The following is a 17,225-nucleotide window of genomic DNA, read 5'->3' on the forward strand; positions in this document are numbered from 1 at the left end:
CTAGCTGTTTGACTTCAAACTATACTGTAGGAAGGATCTTCTCAACGTCGTTGTGTGGTCTTGGGATTACGTGTGTAGCTACAAGCTCTCCAAGTCTTCCAGCTGCGTCAGCACCTGTCTCAACTGCTGCTTTAACAGCTCCAACATCTCCACGAACCATAACTGTTACAAGTCCGGATCCGATCTTCTCTGTTCCTACGAGTGTAACCTCTGCTGCTTTTGTCATTGCATCTGCAGCCTCGATTGCTGCTGTAAGTCCTCTTGTTTCTACCATTCCTAATGCAAGCTGTGCCATTGCCATTGTAATATCCTCCTAAATTTCTTCGACTTCTTCGTCTGTTACTTTGTGTGGTGTTCCTTTATCAAATGCGTTAAGCTTAAGCATCTTCTCAGTATCCTCAGTCGGTCTTGAGATCTTATACTTTGTGACAATTCCTGTCATTGACTCTGCTTTCGCTGTAGCAGCCTCAAGTGCTGCCTCCACATCTGCAACCTGTCCGCGGAACTTGACCATTACGATCAACGGTACAGGCAATTCGTCTGCATTCGCAGGTTTATTTTTATCGAAGTTCTCCAGTCTTACATTTCCTGCTTTACATCCGGCGTCAGCCGCTGCAAATGCTGTTGCAAGTCCAAATACTTCCAGCATACCTACTGCTTCCATACTCTCTCACCTTATTTGTTGATGATTGCAATCTTAAGACCTTTCATAGCCAGGTTTGTCTGGTGAGCCTCATTGATCTGCTCGAGTGGGAACTCGTGTGTGATCAGATCATCCATCGGAAGTCCGATTGCTTTTGCTCTCTTAAGGAAATCAAATGTAGTTGCATAATCTCTCAGAGTGTATACCCATGAGCCAACCAGTGTGATCTCTTTTGAGCAAAGATCGAAGTGTGGGTTGATTGTTGCATCTCCACCATTGATAAAGAATCCAAGCTCACAAAGTCCACCACCATTGCGGATGAATTTGTAAATGTTTGCATGAGCGATCGGTGATCCTGTACACTGGAATGCGAAGTCAGCAGCATGTCCGCCGAATGCATCTTTTACTCCCTGTGCAAGTGCATCGATTCCCTGGAAATCTTTGAAGTTAACTGACTTCTCAGCTCCCATTCTCTTAGCAAAGTCAAGTCTCTTCTGCTCTCCGTCTACAGCTACGATATTCTCAATACCCATTGTACGAAGAACTGCGATACAGATCAGTCCGATCGGTCCACATCCCTGAACAACAACTCTGCTGTTGAATCTTAAGATTCCTGTTGTCTTAGCTCTTTCTACTGCATGTACAAGTACTGCACATGGCTCGATCAGTACACGGGATTTCAGATCCAGATCACTTACGTTGAATACTGTAGATCCCTCACGGATCAGGATGTAATCTGAGAACCATCCATTCAGATGAACATCATCGTCCGGAAGAAGTCCGTATACATCAGCTCCGCCTACGTTCTGTTTGTTGAGGTCGTACATTGTGATCTCCGGATCATCCTTGAAGATCATACATGTAACAACTTTATCTCCAAGATTCAGAGCTTTTCCAGCGCTGTCAACTTTAACGTTTTTACCCATCTTAACGATCTCACCTGTTCCCTCATGTCCGAGTACTACAGGAATAAGACTGAATGGGTCTCTCTTGAATTCGTGAGCGTCTGTTCCACAAACACCACATCCTTCAACTTTAACAAGAATATCTCCGTCACCAACTTCCGGCATCGGATACTCTTTGATCTCAAAATGCTCAAGTGCTGTAAGCATAGCTACATGAGCTGTCTTTGGAATTTCATTTCCTGCTGCTTTCTGTGCCGGAGCTGCTTCTGGAACTTTCTTTTCCAGCATGCTCTCAAGTACCTGTTTTACAACAGCTTCTACATTAGCAGAATTCATTTCCATTGTCTATACCTCCGTTATCTTATACATAAGCTGTCTGTCATTACGCAACGTCTTCTCTTTGTGAAGCTGCTTGCGCTTGTAAGTCCTTCACCAGTTCTGCTGGCAATTGTAAATGTACAGAAGCCTTCGCCTCCGAATCCAAGTGCCGCATAGGATGGTCCGTTCTTAACAAGAATTGCTGTGTCAATTGCTTTTGCATATTTTGTAATACGATCTACATTCTTGGAGTGAATGTGAGCGGAATGTCTGTTGCCATGCTCAAGCCATACAGCCTGCTCTACAGCATCGTCGAAATCTTTCGCTCTTACTACACCAAGAATTGGCATCATAAGCTCTGTTGCGATCAGCGGATGTTCCTTTGGTCCTTCAAATGTAATACATCTGATATTGTCCGGAACTGTAACTCCGATCATTCCAAGCAGTGTCTTTGCATCACGTCCAACACATTTTCTGTTCAGCTTTCCGCCTGCAAGAACTACATTTGTCAGTGCATCCTGCTCTTCCTTGGAAGCCAGGTAGCATCCCTGCTCATTTACCATGTAGTGCATCAGTTCATCAGCGATAGAATCAACTGCAACAATCTCTTTTTCTGCGATACACGGAAGGTTGTTATCAAATGTACATCCGTTTACAATGTCCTCAGCTGCCTTACGGATATCTGCTGTCTCATCAACGAGTGCCGGTGGGTTACCTGCTCCAGCTCCGATTCCTCTTCTTCCTGAAGAAAGAACTGCTGTAACAACTCCCGGACCTCCTGTTGCAGCGATCAGCTGAATTGCAGGATGTTTCATCATGATGTTACTTGTCTCAAGTGTCGGATGCTCTACTGTACAAGCAATGTTGTCCGGTCCACCAGCCTCAACAGATGCTTCGTTCAGAAGATTAACTGCGTAGATTGATGTTTTGATTGCTGCCGGATGTGGGTTGAATACTACTGTATTTCCACCTGCGAACATTCCGATTGTGTTACAGAGAACTGTCTCACTTGGGTTTGTACAAGGTGTGATCGCTCCGATTACCCCGAACGGTCCCATCTCGATCAATGTAAGACCTCTGTCTCCTGACCATGCCTGTGTAGTGATATCCTCTGTTCCCGGAGTCTTCTCAGCTACCAGCTGGTGTTTTAAAATTTTATGTCCGACATTTCCCATGCCAGTCTCCTGAACTCCCATACGGGCCAGGATTTCTGCGTTCTCCTTGATCTTTTTACGGATGTTGGAGATAACTTTCTCTCTGTGATCCAGTGACATCCTGGAAACGATCTTCTGGGACTCTTTCGCTGCCTCAATGGCCTCGTTCATGTCCTTGAATACTCCACGGTCTCCCTGTACATCAGAAGCGATCTGCATCTTTGCAAGAACGTCCTGTACGATGTCCTGAACCATCTGTTCATTTATAGACACTCTAATACCTCCTTGAAGACTTGTTTTCCGTAAGCTGCGATTGCTGTGTCCTGCTCAGCAGTTCCACCGCTGACTCCGAGTGCACCGACGATCTTGCCATCAGCTTCGAGTACCTCTCCACCCCCGAAGATCACGATCTTACCGTCATTCGTAAACTGAATTCCGTATAACGGCTGTCCCGGCTGACTCAACTGACTTAACTCTGCTGTGGACATCTTAAGGCTCGCGGAAGTATATGTCTTATTTAACGCAATGTCAAAGCTCGCTATGTAGGCGTCATCCATACACTGGACGGCTACAGGTCTGCCTGCCTTGTCGGAAACTGCTACAACCGCATTCACGCCCACACGTGCCGCTTCTGCCTTAACTTTTTCAATCAAGGTATTGGCAAGCTTCAATGTCATCTGATGCTTTTTGCATTTACAGACATGTTTGTGTGTATGTTGTGGAGCTGCTTCCTTCATCTGATCCAGCACAGCCTGAACTGCACTGGTAATTTCCTGCTCATTCATAGCATTGCTCCTTTACTAATCTGTCAGATTACATTCCCAGCTGTTCCATAACTTTCTTTGTGATAGAAGCTACAAGATCAGCATCTGTTCCTTCTGGAGCTGCTGCTGAAGATCCGCCACAGTTTCCACCGCATGAATGGCAGCTTGGCTTACCAGCTTTAGCGTTCGGGCAAAGGTTTGCCGGGTGTTTTCCTGGAAGTCCCATCTGTCTTCTCAGTTCGTACAGTCTCTGAACCTGCTCATCGTTCAGTTCCTGAGGTCCGCCAACCTGCATGGACTGCCATAACAGACGTGCGTAGAACTCAAGAGACTCCATCTTGTGGTATGCGCTCAGAAGGCTGTCTGAGTAAGCAAGTGCTCCGTGGTTCTCAAGAAGAACTGCATCAAAGTGCTGAAGGTATGGCTCGATAGCGTCCGGAATCTCCATTGTAGAAGGTGTACCGTATTTAGCGATCGGAACACATCCAAGAGCGATAACTGCTTCTGGCATGATTGGCTGTGTAAGCGGAATACCAGCGATAGCGAATGTTGTAGCGTACAGTGGATGAGCATGTACTACAGACTGAACGTCTGGTCTCTCTCTGTACACACGCATGTGCATCTTAATTTCTGAAGATGGTCTGAATCCTTTATTTGCCTGAAGAACATTACCATTCTCATCTACTTTACAGATGTACTCTGGTGTCATGAATCCTTTGCTGACACCTGTTGGTGTACACAGGAACTCATGGTCGTTCAGTTTTACAGAAAAGTTTCCGTCATTAGCTGCAACCATTCCACGGTTGTAAACTCTTCTTCCGATTTCACACATTTCTTTTTTGATTTCGTATTCGTTTTGCATTTTTTCTCCTCCTTGGAATCGTGTCAAAACTTTTGTTTTGTGTTGTTTCTTAACTTATTTTACCACACAATCCCACATTAGTCAATTTGAACAGCCGTTGTTTTTGTTGTTTCTTGTGATTATTTTCACTATTTTCTCTGTTTTCGACTTCGTGCAGATTATCTGATTGTGTTTTTTATTTTTAACCACCGATCCGGCACTCTACACCGGAAACTTCTTCTGCTACTTTCAGAAGTCGTTCCATCTTTTCATTTGTCGGTGGTTTTACATCCCCCATCAGGTATGGGCGGTTCAGTCCGTCATATTTGTCCTGTCCCAGTCTGTGGTAAGGAAGAAGATGCATTCTTCTCACATTGCCAAGCTTACGGACATATGCGGCAATATCACGAATCTCCAGCTCTGTATCATTGAATCCCGGAATAACTGGAACACGGATACTCAACTCTGTCATATGAGAATCTGCAATCTTCTTTGCGTTCTCTAACATCAGTTCATTCGAGCGTCCTGTAAATTCTTTATGTTTCTCCGGATTCATATGTTTGATATCCAACAGATACTGGTCTAAATATGGAAGAATCTCTTCGATTGTACTGTATGGTGCGCATCCCATACTTTCCATCGCAGTTGTGATTCCTGACTCTTTCGCTGCTCGCAGAAGGTCTCTCGCGAACTTCGGCTGGCAAAGGCTTTCGCCTCCGGAAAGTGTAAGTCCGCCTCCGGTTCTTCTATAATAAGTACGATCTTTTTCTACCGTCTTCATTACTTCTGCAACCGTAGTGTCCTCACCGATCACTTTCGGTTCTCCCTGTACCATCATTGTCTCGATCTCGTAGTGCTGTGATTCCGGATTACAGCACCAGCGGCATCTGAGCACGCAGCCCTTTAGGAACACAATGGTTCGAATTCCATTCCCATCATGGATGGAATACCGCTGGATATCGAAGATTCTTCCTTTGGTCTTCAGATATTCTTCCATGCTGTCTCCTTCTTATTCTTAAAATCCCTGCTCCGTTCTGCGGATGATATCATCCTGCAGTGACTTGGACAATGTCGTAAACAGTGCGCTGTATCCAGCTACACGTACAACCAGATGTTTGTACTGCTCCGGATGCTTCTGTGCATCCAGAAGTGTCTCACGGCTGACAACGTTAAACTGCATGTGGCTTCCCTTCTGATCGAAGTATGACTGGATCAGTCCTACAAACTTCTCAAGTCCTTCTCTTCCACTCAGTGCTGACGGATGGAACTTCTGATTGAACAGTGTTCCGTTTGAAGCAATATAGTGGTCTAATCTAGAAACGGAGTTTGCAGCTGCTGTCGGTCCGCTTACATCCTTACCTGCTGATGGAGATACTCCATCGGCTACAGGCATGTGTGCCAGACGTCCATCCGGTGTAGCTCCTGTCTGTCCGCCAAGCGGTACATTTGCTGATACCGGATACAATCCTGCCTGGAACATACCTCCACGCGGGTTTTTATATTTCTCCAGTGGTTTTGTATAAGTATAGGCAACATCTCTTGCAAATGCGTCAACTTCCGGAATATCATTTCCGAACTTCGGCACTGCATCGATCAGCTTGAGGATTCTCTCGCCGTTTGCCTTCACCTGTTCTGATTCTGTTGCTGCAACAACAGTTTTCAGGATTGCTGCAACTTCTTTCTCACCTACCGGCTGTCCGGCAGATTTCATTGCAGAAGCAACCTCTGATACCATCTCTGCAACATCCTCGTTGCTCAGGCCCTTTCCATAGTTTGTGCTAAGAGCCATCTTCAGATCATGCATCGTGATCTTATTCTCGTCATAAACGAGTTTCTTTACTGCGTAAAGTGCATCTGCCATATTGGCAACACCGAATCCCTGCGGACCTGTAAAGTTATATACAGCGCCTCCCTGTTCCAGTGTCTTTCCTCTCTTGATACAGTCATCAACCATACATGCAAGAAACGGCAACGGTGCTCTCTCCGCATGTGCCATATCAATGGCATTGTCAGCATTAACAAGCAGTGCGATCGCGTAATCCATCTGTGCTTTATAAGCATCATAGAATTCATCAAATGTCTTCATATCCTCAACATTACCTGTCTTTGGACCAATCTGTACACCCTTGTCCACACCATTTGAAAATACCAGTTCCAGCGGACGACACATATTGAAGAATGCTGCATCATGCCATCCATTTGTCTTACCAGACTTCTGTGGTTCTACACATCCGATGATGTTGTAGTCTCTCGCATCCTGTAAAGTCAGTCCACGGCTCTCAAGTGACGGGATAATAACCTCATCATTATAATAAGCCGGGAGTCCGATTCCTGTTCTTGTAAGTTCTGCTGCATAAATCAGGAATTCATGTGGTGATCCATTCCAAACTCTTACAGAAAGAGAAGGCATTGGAAGGAATACATGCATAGATGATGTAATACACATAAATGAAAGATCATTCGTAACATCTATACCATCTTCATTCTGTCCTCCTGCAATCAGGTTCTGGAACAGACTGTAACCTGCGAATCCTTCTGCTGAAGCCGCATCACGGCACTTGTTCAGGTCATTTAATTTAACCCAGATACAATCCAGCAGTTCCTGTGCAAACTCTCTTGTGATCTTGCCGCTGTCGAGATCCTTCTTATAATAAGGATACATATACTGATCAAATCTTCCAGGGGAGATTGAATGTCCACTGGACTCAATCTGTAACAGCTGCTGTACAAACCAGAAGGACTGACATGCTTCGTAGAATCCTGTCGCCCCCTTCTCCGGTACATTCGCACAATTCTGTGCAATGATAAGAAGTTCTTTCTTTCTTACCGGATCAGAACATTTCTCCGCCATCTCAAGTGCAAGCTTTGCATAACGACGGGCATATGTAATTGCAGCATCACAGCTGATCATCACTGCCTCAAGGAAACGTGATTTTGTCTGGTAGTTACCATCACTAACCTTCATAGAAGCAAGCTCATCTTCTGCTTTCTTGCGAATTCCAGAAAATCCGATCTCGAGAACTTCACCGTACTTAACTGTCACATGTCCTACACCATTATAGAAATAGTTTCCAGGTGTAAAGATATTGTGTTCAATGTCAAGTAATGTCTCCGGCTCCATGTATGCTGTAGCCAGGTCACTTGTTGTACGGCCTTTCCAGTAAGCATTCGCCTCTTTCAGTTCCTTCTTCGTCTGCTCAGAGATGTAGAACGGGTCAGCACTTCTTGTTTCAACTGTATCAAACTCTGCCTCCAACCACTCGTAAGAGAACTCCGGAAATGTCTGGCATCCTCTTGGGGCAAGTGTGCTGCTTCCAACAACAAGTTCCAGGTCACGGATCGTAATCGGAATATTCTCCAAAATGTGCTGGAATGCTTTTGCTCTACGGATGATCATTGGTTCATTCTCAGTCTGTTTGTACGACTCCGTAATCAGTACTGCTCTCGCCGACTCAATCTCAGGCATCTTCGCATACAGGTTTTCTACCAGTTTTGGAATTCTGTCCGACTTCGGGATGGGAGTACTGTCATAAGTATAAAGTCCCATTTTACTCTTAAACTCCTTTCTTCCAATATTAACATTTATTATACTTTATTTATCCCCCAAAGTCAATTAAAACACAATACATCCCACATTATATTTCTCTAAAGTTACAACAAATCCCAACATGGTTTGTGTTGTGTTTTATTTGTTTTTTCTCTGTATTTTGCCTCGAATTAATTGACATTTCACTCGAAATACCGCATAATTAAGGTATATATGCGACCATGACACGTTAATCGACACTGTGTCTCTCGCGCGAACGATTAGAAAGAAGGGTTGGATTATATGGCTTCTTATGAATTTGATGTCCACACACATTCCATCGCCAGCGGGCACGGAACCTGTGCGACCATGACTGATATGGCAAAAGCTGCCAATGCAGCTGGGCTTAAGATGCTTGGAATTTCCGATCATGGTCCGAAAACGCTTGGTGGCGGACGCATTTCTTATTTCCGCAGCCTTGCATTTGCACAACCAAAGCGTCTCGGTGTTAGAATGCTTTACGGTGCAGAGGTAAATATTCTGGATCAGGAAGGAAAACTGGATCTTGATGATGAGATTTTAGAGTCTCTGGATTATGTTATAGCAAGTATGCACCGTCCAATTTTTAAATCCGGAACAGCAGATGAGAACACCCGTGCTTATATCAAGACTATGGAGAATCCTAATGTTAATATCATCGGTCATTGCGATGACGAAAAATTCCCTGTAGATTATTTTGCGCTTTTCCGTGCTGCAATGGAGAACCATGTTCTGCTTGAGATCAACAACAGTTCTTTAAGTCCGAATGGATATCGTGGGGATACGACCTACGCTGATCTCTTAATATTGAATCTGTCCAAGCACTTTAATTATCCGGTTCTGTTCTCCAGTGACAGCCACGGCACCGAACATATCGGTGACTTCCAGTATGCCGAAGCTTTGGCTCGAAAAGCTGACATTCCGGAGGATCTTATCCTGAATTACTCTGTACGTAAGTTTATGGGATTTTTAGGTGAGAGATAATACTATAATATAGAAGGAATACTTACAATGGGAAAATGTCTTTTCTTTGATGCAGATGGAACAATTTTAGATATTGTAAAAGGAACACCAGAAGATACAAAACTTGCACTTCAACAGTTGAGAAAAAACGGACATAAGACTTTCATCTGTACCGGTCGTTCAAACGCTTTTGTTCCTGAATATCTTATGAAGGAGATTGGATTTGACGGACTTATCGCTAATCTTGGAGCATATATCGAATATAATGGAACGCGGGTATTTGAGCGTGAGATGCCAACCGACCTGGCATGGAATACCGTAGAGATCATTAAGGCAAACGGTTTTATCCCTGTACTGGAAGGCAATGATTATATGTACTATAATCTGGATGAATATACAAGTGACATAGACTGGTTTGCTGATCTGATCACTCAGGAACTCGGTGACAAACTGCTTCCTATTCGTGGAAATGAACATAATCTTCACTTTAACAAAATAAGTGCCAAACGCACACCCGGATGTAATCCAGAGAAATTATGCCAGGAATTATCCCTATGGTATGATTATATTATTCACAGTGGATCTTTTGTTGGAAGAACGATTGAATTTGTCATGAAAGGCTGTTCCAAAGGACTTGCGATCAGTGTTATGAGTAATGTACTTGGATACGAAAAGAGGGATGTTATTGCTTTCGGCGATAGCAATAATGACTTGCCAATGTTCCAAGCTGCCGGATTTAAGGTTGCTATGGGAAATGGATCTAAAGACTTGAAATCACAGGCTGATTATGTGACCGGCGCCTTGGAAGACGGCGGAATCCGCCAGGCGCTGGAATATCTGAATTTGATTTAAAAAGGATACTCAATTCCTTGACCAACTTCGCATTTTCGAACAAAAATGGGGCATATCAATTTCCTGATATCCCCCATTTTTTCACTCTTTATTATGCTCTCTTAGACAGCACTTCATCCTCATATTTCTGAATCTCGTCAAACCATCCTTCAGCTTCTACACCACACTGACGGCAGTACTCTTCCCATACATCACCGATTGGAAGTGTCTTGCACTGTTCCATAACAACCATCTTCTTACTCATCTGGTTTGTATCCTGAAGCTCTTTGAGCATCTCACTTGGCTGGCAAAGTGCATCAAGCAGTGCTTTCTGGAAGCTGCGGAATCCTGTTACCCATGCGGAGATACGGTTGATGGAAGCATCAAAGTAATCCAGTGCAATATATGTACGGTCAATTCCGTTCTCGCAGCGAACGATCTCTTTTGCGATCTCTTTTGTCTCATCATCAAAGAGAACTACATGGTCTGAATCCCAACGGATCGGACGTGTAACATGCAGAGCAATCTCCGGGAAGAATGTAAGCAGTGCCGGAATCTTATCGGATACTACTTCTGTTGGATGATAATGTCCGTTGTCCATCAGTGGCAGACATTTGTCTTTGTTCATTGCAGCGTAGCTCAGTGAGAATTCAGCTGACCCTACTGTATAAGCCTCAACACCGATACCGAATACTTTAGACTCTACACAAGGTTTTACAAGGTTTGTGTCAAATGGCTCGGAAAGGATTGCATCGATAGACTCTTTGTAGCGTACACGAGGTCCCATACGGTCAGCCGGAATATCTTTGAATCCGTCACCTGTCCAGATATTCATTACACAAGGAACTCCTGTCTGCTCCGCAAAATACTGTGAAATGCGGATGCAGGCTTTTCCATGCTCGATCCAGAAGTTTCTTACTTCCTCATCCGGGCTTGAAAGTGTAAGTCCGTCTTTTACCATTGGATGTGAGAAGAATGTTGGATTAAAATCAAGTCCCATTCCTCTTTCTTTTGCAAAATCAACCCATTTCTGGAAATGTTTTGGCTCTAATTTATCACGATCTACGAATTCACCATCTTCAAAGATTGCGTAGCATGCATGAACATTGATTTTCTTTTTACCCGGCATCAGGCTCATTGCCTTATCCATATCAGCTAACAGTTCTTCCGGAGTTCTTGCTTTTCCCGGATAGTTTCCTGTTGTCTGGATTCCTCCTGTCAGAGGGCCGTCGTGGTCAAATCCTGTTACATCATCTCCCTGCCAGCAGTGAAGAGAAACCGGAATTTCTTTACATTTCGCGATTGCTGCGTCTGTGTCCACTCCTAATTTTGCATAGATTTCTTTGGCTGATTCATATCTTGTCATCTTTTCTTCCTCCATTTTTGTGAATTTGAATTACACATTTTCGTATATTTTTACATCAAACGATTTTCCAACACATGTTCTTGCTTCCGGCAGGTCTTTAAACACTCCATCATGTAGCATCTGGACAACAATATTTCCGATTGCTGTTGCTTCAGAAGGCCCTGCGGAAACTTTTTTTCCTGTATATTTTGCTGTCAGTTCGTTAAGATATCCTGCATTGGCACCGCCACCGACAACATAGATTGTAGTGTATTTTTTTCCTGTTAATGCTTCAATCTCTTCGATCGTATCGCCATAACATTTTGCAAGACTGTTGTAGATAACTGCTGCAATCTCGCCCACTGTTTCAGGCACCTGCTGCTTGGAATCACGGCAGAACTTCTTCACAGCTTCAATCATGCTCTTCGGAGCAAGGAAGCAGTCATCATTACAGTCTACTAAAGATGTGATCGTCTCTTTGGAAGCTCTCTCACAAATCTCTGCAAAAGAAAGATCCTCTGTGAATTCTTTCTTTACAGACTGGATCATCCAGAGTCCCATGATATTTTTCAGGTAACGGAAACGGTGATCGTATCCACCTTCGTTTGTGAAGTTTGCCTGCATACTTCTCAGTGAGCAGTCTGCTTCTTTTCTCTCAATTCCCATCAAAGACCATGTGCCGGAGCTGATATAAATGGCATTGTCATCGTTGGTTGGTACCGCAAGTACCGCTGAGCCTGTATCATGAGTGGCTGGAAGAACAACCTTGCAGTTGAATCCAACCTCGTTCTGAATGTCCTGTGTAAATTCGCCTACTACTGTTCCCGGCATAGATACCGGCTGGAACATCTCTTTGTTGTATCCGAGCATATCGATCAGTTCATAATCCCAGTCATTTGTCGTCGGATTCACAAGCTGTCCTGTTGTCGCATTTGTATATTCATTTTTCTTCACACCTGTCAGCAGAAAATGGAAGTAATCCGGAATCATCAGGATTGCTTTTGCCTGTTCAAGGTACTCCGGATGAGTCTCTTTTACAGCCATCAGCTGATAGATTGTATTGAATATCTGCTTCTGGATACCTGTTCTCTCATACAATGCGGAAAGGGAAATCTTTTCATACACTTTCTCATCCATTCCATTCGTACGACTGTCACGATAGCCTACTGTATCTCCGAGGATCTGATCCTTCTCATCAAGAAGCACATAGTCAACTCCCCAAGTATCAATTCCCATTGTTGCCGGTATCTTTCCAAGCTCTTTACATTTCTTCAATCCGTTCTTGATTTCTGTAAAAAGACGATCTACATCCCAGCATAAAGTACCGTTTTTGTTATCCATTCCATTTGGAAAACGGTAAACCTCTTCCAGTTTCATCTTTCCATCTTCCATGGATGCCAGCATATGACGTCCACTGGATGCTCCGATATCAACTGCCAGATAATAATTGCCCATTGTTTGGTGCCTCCTTGTTATTTTTCTATTACTGTTCATTTCTTATGACTTTATTATACCCACGCTTTTTATGTAAAAAAAGGACGCTATTTACGAAAAACAGCGTCCTTATTTGCATTATATTTTGCTTTTAGGGTTCTCTTTTGCACCTTGTACAATTTTCAATTACTATTTTTGTTGAAAATGTATATCTTCATTTCAAATGTAATTCTCCACAACCAGATACTTTATTTACCGGAGAAATTTCTATGAAGAAGCTCATGCTCTTTTCCCTTCAACAAAGTATCGTACAAGGAAAGAATCATTGGGTTCTCATTTGATTTCTTGATCTGAGTGTTTACATCTGTATCATATAAGCCCTTCATTCTTGCTTTTCTGGTTCTCGGTCCTGCATTCACCGGCTGACCTCCACCCATGATACATCCTCTGCGGCAAGCCATCACTTCCACAAAATCATACTCTGCTTCGTGATTTTTAATCTGCTGCAATACTTTATCTGCATTTGCAAGGCCATTTACAACTGCTGCCTTAATCTCTCTTCCATTATAATTATAAGTCAGCACTTTAATACCGTCGTCCCCACGCACACCACTCTTTTTAATAGACTCCATGTCTACTCTGTTGTGTCCCTGCTGCAGCCTACGGAGCACTGCCTCTGTAACACCACCGGTAACACCGAAGATCACACCACTTCCGGAGCCGATACCAAACGGTACATCAGCTGCTTCGATCTCAACTTTGTCAAATACAATTCCTGATTTGCGGATCATTCTTACGATTTCTGTTGTTGTAAGCACGTAATCAACATCCTGCTTGCCATTTGTATAAGATTCCGGACGTAAGATTTCTTCCTTCTTCGCCGTACAAGGCATGATAGATACAGATACGATCTTCTTTCCTTCATTTTTCTCAGGATCTTTATAATACTCTCTTACAACTGCTCCAAACATCTGCTGCGGTGATCTGCATGTTGAAAGATTCGGCACGAATTCGGGATATTTATTCTCACAATATTTTACCCATGCCGGACAACAGGATGTAAAGAGTGGCATCTTCTCACCGGAAGTAAATCTCTCAATAAACTCTTTGGATTCCTCCACAACTGTCAGGTCTGCGCCATAGGATGTGTCATATACTTCATCAAATCCCAGACGATGCAGTACTCCTACTAACTTACCCATTACATTTTCGCCTTTGGCATAACCAAAATTATCACCGATTGCAACACGTACAGCCGGAGCGATCTGAGCGATCACCTTTATATTCTTGTCTGCCAAAGCTTCCCACACTTCATCAATATTGGTATGAATACTGATTGCACCGGTCGGACAGACAACACGACACTGTCCACAACCTACGCAGTCTGTTTCTGCAATCTTCTTATTAAATGCCGGTATTACCTGTGCATCAGTTCCACGATACGCGAAGTCGATTGCATTGATATTCTGTACATTATCACACATTCTGACACAGTCACCACACAGGATACATTTATTCGGATCTCTGATAATTGCGTGTGAACTTGTATCAATTGGCTGTATCTCTCTTACATTTTCAAAGCGGATCTCATGAACTCCCATACGGTGCGCCAGTTCCTGCAGATGACACTCGCCGCTCTTGATACACGTCGTACAATCTCTGCAGTGAGCAGCCAGAAGCAGTTCCAGTATCAGTTTCCGGTAGCGCATCAGCCTTGGTGTATTTGTATAAATAATCATTCCGTCTCTCGGCTTTTCTGAACATGAGGCAAATGTTTTCCCTCTGTCATCTTCTACCGTGCATAATCGGCAGGCACCATAGATAGATAATTCCGAATGATAACACAAGGTAGGGATATCAATCCCGGCTTTTCTTATTACAGACAATACATTAGGTTCATCCGTGAACTCAATGGCCTGTCCGTCAATTGTCATAATTCCCATAAATCTCTATCCTCCCTACTCTGTATAAACAGCTCCAAATGGGCAGTTATCGATACAACTTCCACACTTGATGCACTTTGAATTATCAATTGTAAATGGTGATTTTATTTTTCCTGTGATTGCATTTACCGGACAGTTCTTCGCACATTTCGAACATCCTTTGCATTTCTCCGGATCAATCTTAAACACACGAAGATTAGAACAGACTCCCGCACGACATTTCTTATCTATTATGTGCTCTTCATATTCTTTTCGGAATGCATGAATCGTACTTACAACCGGCTTTGGTGCACTCTTTCCAAGACCACATAAGGCAGTATTTTCAATCATGTCTGCCAGTTCTTCCAGTTCATCAAGGTCGCTCATTTCTCCGTTTCCGGCAACTATACGTTCCAGAATCTCCAGCATACGCTTAGTTCCTTCTCTGCACGGAACGCATTTTCCACAACTTTCTCTCTGTGTGAAGTTCATAAAGAATCTTGCAACCTCTACCATACAGGTGTCTTCATCCATAACAACAAGTCCACCGGAACCGATCATGGCGCCGATCTTTGACAGTGAGTCAAAATCCATCTTACTGTCAAGCTGGGATTCTACCAGACATCCACCGGATGGACCACCGATCTGAACTGCCTTGAACCCTTTATCGTCCTTGATGCCGCCTCCGATATCAAAGATGATTTCACGTAAACTTATTCCCATAGGCACTTCGATCAATCCGGTATTTTTTACATTTCCGGTAAGGGCAAACGCTTTCGTTCCTGGGCTTTGCGGTGTACCGATACGGCTGTACCAGTCTGCTCCGTTTTTAATGATCATCGGGATATTTGCATAAGTCTCTACGTTATTCAATACGGTTGGCTTCTCCCATAATCCCTGTTCTACTGTTCTCGGTGGTTTTACTCTCGGCATGCCTCGCTTGCCTTCGATCGAAGCTGTAAGTGCGGAACCTTCCCCACATACAAAAGCACCTGCTCCGCGATTGATATGTAATTTGAAGCTGAATCCTGTTCCAAGGATATTATCTCCCAAAAGTCCTTTCTCTTCCGCCTGAGCGATAGCGATCTGCAGTCTTCGTACTGCCAGCGGATACTCTGCACGAACGTAAATATATCCTTCCTGGGCCTGTACTGCATAAGCTGCCAGCATCATACCTTCGATCATTCGGTGAGGATCACCTTCCATAACGCTTCGATCCATAAATGCACCCGGATCTCCTTCATCACCATTGCAGACTACATAACGGATCTTTTCCGGCTGACTCGCTACCTGTGACCATTTTCTTCCCGCCGGAAATCCTGCTCCGCCTCTTCCACGAAGACCTGCATCTGTAACCGTCTTAATCACTGCTTCCGGAGTCATTTCAAACACAGCTTTTTCGAAAGACTCATATGCTCCTACCGCCATTGCATCTTCAATATGCTCTGCATCAATATGACCGCAGTTTCTCAACACTAGACGGGTCTGCTTGGCATAGAATGGAATTTCTTCCTGTGTCTGATATACATGACCATTATCTTCATACATCAATCTTGTAACCGGTTCTCCATGAAGAATCGTCTTTTCAAAAATTTCTTCGCAGTCTTCCAGTTTTACTTTCAGATACAGATAGTTATAAGGTTCAATACGAACCAGCGGACCCATCTCACAGAATCCATGGCATCCGCTCATCTTAAGTCCCACATGAGCGATTTCTTCACCGATTTTGACTGTTACATGATCCATATTGGAAGTTAGTTCTTTCAAACGGGCATATATTTTATCTGAACCACCTGCCAGACATCCTGTTCCTCCACAGACCAGAATACAGCAGTTTTCTTTCTGCCGCTTTTCCTTACACTCTTCTCTCCATAACTGGAGCTGCATTCTGTTTTCTATCCTCATTCCTCTTCCTCCCGCAGCTTCTTGATCAGCTCGCTCATTTTCTCAGGTGTCATTTTCGGATGTACTTCATCATTGACCATTACGGCCGGTGCCAGTCCGCATGCGCCTAAGCATGAAACCGTCTCTACTGTAAACAACTGGTCATCTGTTGTGTGTTTCTTTTTCCCAAGCCCCAGTTCCTTGTAAAGTCCTTCCAGAATCGGAATAGATTTGCGCACATGACAGGCTGTTCCATCACATACTTTTATCACATATTTTCCTTTTGCCTCAAAAGAAAAATTTTCATAAAAGCTTGCTACACTGTAAGCTTTCGCCTCGGAGATTCCCAGTTTCTCCGCAACATAAGTTAAAAGCTCCGGTGGAAGATAGCGATATTCTTCCTGAATCCCCTGTATAATCGGGATCAAAGACTTTTCTTCACATGTATACTGTGCAATAATCTCATCTGTTTTTTCGTAATAGGATATATCTAACATCGTGCCCCTCCTTTTTGTATTTTTCACATATGTTTCATTATACATCCTATCTTCTTTTGTGCATAGTGCTATTTTGATATTATTTTTGCAATTTTATTTCGTCGTTTTTTTATTTTTATCTGTTTCCATACGTTGTTACTGATGCAAATTGCCAACTCT

At 43.5% G+C, this 17,225-nt stretch carries 15 protein-coding genes; 2 read left to right on the forward strand and 13 right to left on the reverse strand.

Annotated features, from left to right (window positions below; genetic code table 11):
- Positions 1-19: 19 nt before the first annotated feature.
- From LI162_RS00645 to LI162_RS00680, 8 genes are all read right to left on the reverse strand, one after another.
- Positions 20-295 carry a BMC domain-containing protein gene (locus tag LI162_RS00645; protein WP_009003872.1) on the reverse strand — a complete coding sequence of 92 codons (276 nt, stop codon included), beginning with the start codon at positions 293-295 and terminating at the stop codon, positions 20-22.
- Between the two features lie 18 nt (positions 296-313).
- Positions 314-664 (reverse strand): BMC domain-containing protein, encoded by a 351-nt coding sequence (locus tag LI162_RS00650; protein WP_015528232.1) that lies wholly within the window; start codon positions 662-664, stop codon positions 314-316.
- 11 nt (positions 665-675) lie between these two features.
- Positions 676-1,890, reverse strand: coding sequence for a zinc-dependent alcohol dehydrogenase (locus LI162_RS00655; protein ID WP_015528233.1), 1,215 nt, complete (start codon positions 1,888-1,890; stop codon positions 676-678).
- Between the two features lie 14 nt (positions 1,891-1,904).
- Positions 1,905-3,293, reverse strand: a complete 1,389-nt coding sequence (locus tag LI162_RS00660; protein ID WP_227155451.1) for an aldehyde dehydrogenase family protein — start codon at positions 3,291-3,293, stop codon at positions 1,905-1,907.
- Positions 3,284-3,805: a GlcG/HbpS family heme-binding protein gene (locus tag LI162_RS00665; RefSeq protein ID WP_227155453.1), complete on the reverse strand. Its 522-nt coding sequence runs from the start codon at positions 3,803-3,805 to the stop codon at positions 3,284-3,286. The genes LI162_RS00660 and LI162_RS00665 overlap by 10 nt, the downstream gene beginning before the upstream one ends.
- Positions 3,806-3,833: 28 nt before the next feature.
- A complete protein-coding gene (locus LI162_RS00670; RefSeq protein ID WP_020436524.1) occupies positions 3,834-4,646 on the reverse strand; it encodes a class II aldolase/adducin family protein in 813 nt (270 codons plus the stop codon).
- A 181-nt stretch (positions 4,647-4,827) separates the two neighbouring features.
- Positions 4,828-5,622: a glycyl-radical enzyme activating protein gene (locus LI162_RS00675; protein WP_117540816.1), complete on the reverse strand. Its 795-nt coding sequence runs from the start codon at positions 5,620-5,622 to the stop codon at positions 4,828-4,830.
- An 18-nt stretch (positions 5,623-5,640) separates the two neighbouring features.
- On the reverse strand, positions 5,641-8,172 hold the full coding sequence (locus LI162_RS00680) for a glycyl radical protein (RefSeq protein WP_117824841.1): 2,532 nt from the start codon (positions 8,170-8,172) through the stop codon (positions 5,641-5,643).
- Positions 8,173-8,454: 282 nt separating this feature from the next.
- Here LI162_RS00680 and LI162_RS00685 point away from each other — a divergent pair, with 282 nt between their 5' ends.
- Entirely contained in the window at positions 8,455-9,174 is a 720-nt protein-coding gene (locus LI162_RS00685; protein WP_227155455.1) for a phosphatase, read from the forward strand.
- Between the two features lie 27 nt (positions 9,175-9,201).
- Complete coding sequence (locus LI162_RS00690) at positions 9,202-10,005, forward strand: Cof-type HAD-IIB family hydrolase (protein WP_118106323.1); 804 nt, start codon at positions 9,202-9,204, stop codon at positions 10,003-10,005.
- 91 nt (positions 10,006-10,096) lie between these two features.
- Here LI162_RS00690 and LI162_RS00695 read toward each other — a convergent pair whose 3' ends face one another.
- The 5 genes from LI162_RS00695 to LI162_RS00715 all read right to left on the reverse strand — a co-directional run bounded on the left by LI162_RS00695 (position 10,097) and on the right by LI162_RS00715 (position 17,066).
- Positions 10,097-11,350 (reverse strand): L-rhamnose isomerase, encoded by a 1,254-nt coding sequence (locus tag LI162_RS00695; RefSeq protein ID WP_020436510.1) that lies wholly within the window; start codon positions 11,348-11,350, stop codon positions 10,097-10,099.
- A gap of 30 nt (positions 11,351-11,380) precedes the next feature.
- Positions 11,381-12,784: a rhamnulokinase gene (gene rhaB / locus LI162_RS00700; protein WP_117568518.1), complete on the reverse strand. Its 1,404-nt coding sequence runs from the start codon at positions 12,782-12,784 to the stop codon at positions 11,381-11,383.
- 227 nt (positions 12,785-13,011) lie between these two features.
- Positions 13,012-14,706, reverse strand: a complete 1,695-nt coding sequence (locus LI162_RS00705; RefSeq protein WP_117824840.1) for a [FeFe] hydrogenase, group A — start codon at positions 14,704-14,706, stop codon at positions 13,012-13,014.
- Positions 14,707-14,721: 15 nt separating this feature from the next.
- A complete protein-coding gene (nuoF, locus tag LI162_RS00710; protein ID WP_015528257.1) occupies positions 14,722-16,590 on the reverse strand; it encodes an NADH-quinone oxidoreductase subunit NuoF in 1,869 nt (622 codons plus the stop codon).
- A complete protein-coding gene (locus LI162_RS00715; protein ID WP_015528258.1) occupies positions 16,587-17,066 on the reverse strand; it encodes a complex I 24 kDa subunit family protein in 480 nt (159 codons plus the stop codon). Before LI162_RS00715 ends, nuoF begins: the two co-directional genes overlap by 4 nt.
- Positions 17,067-17,225 lie beyond the last annotated feature (159 nt).

The organism is Mediterraneibacter sp. 210702-DFI.3.120 (assembly GCF_020561005.1).
Taxonomy (GTDB): domain Bacteria; phylum Bacillota; class Clostridia; order Lachnospirales; family Lachnospiraceae; genus Mediterraneibacter; species Mediterraneibacter faecis.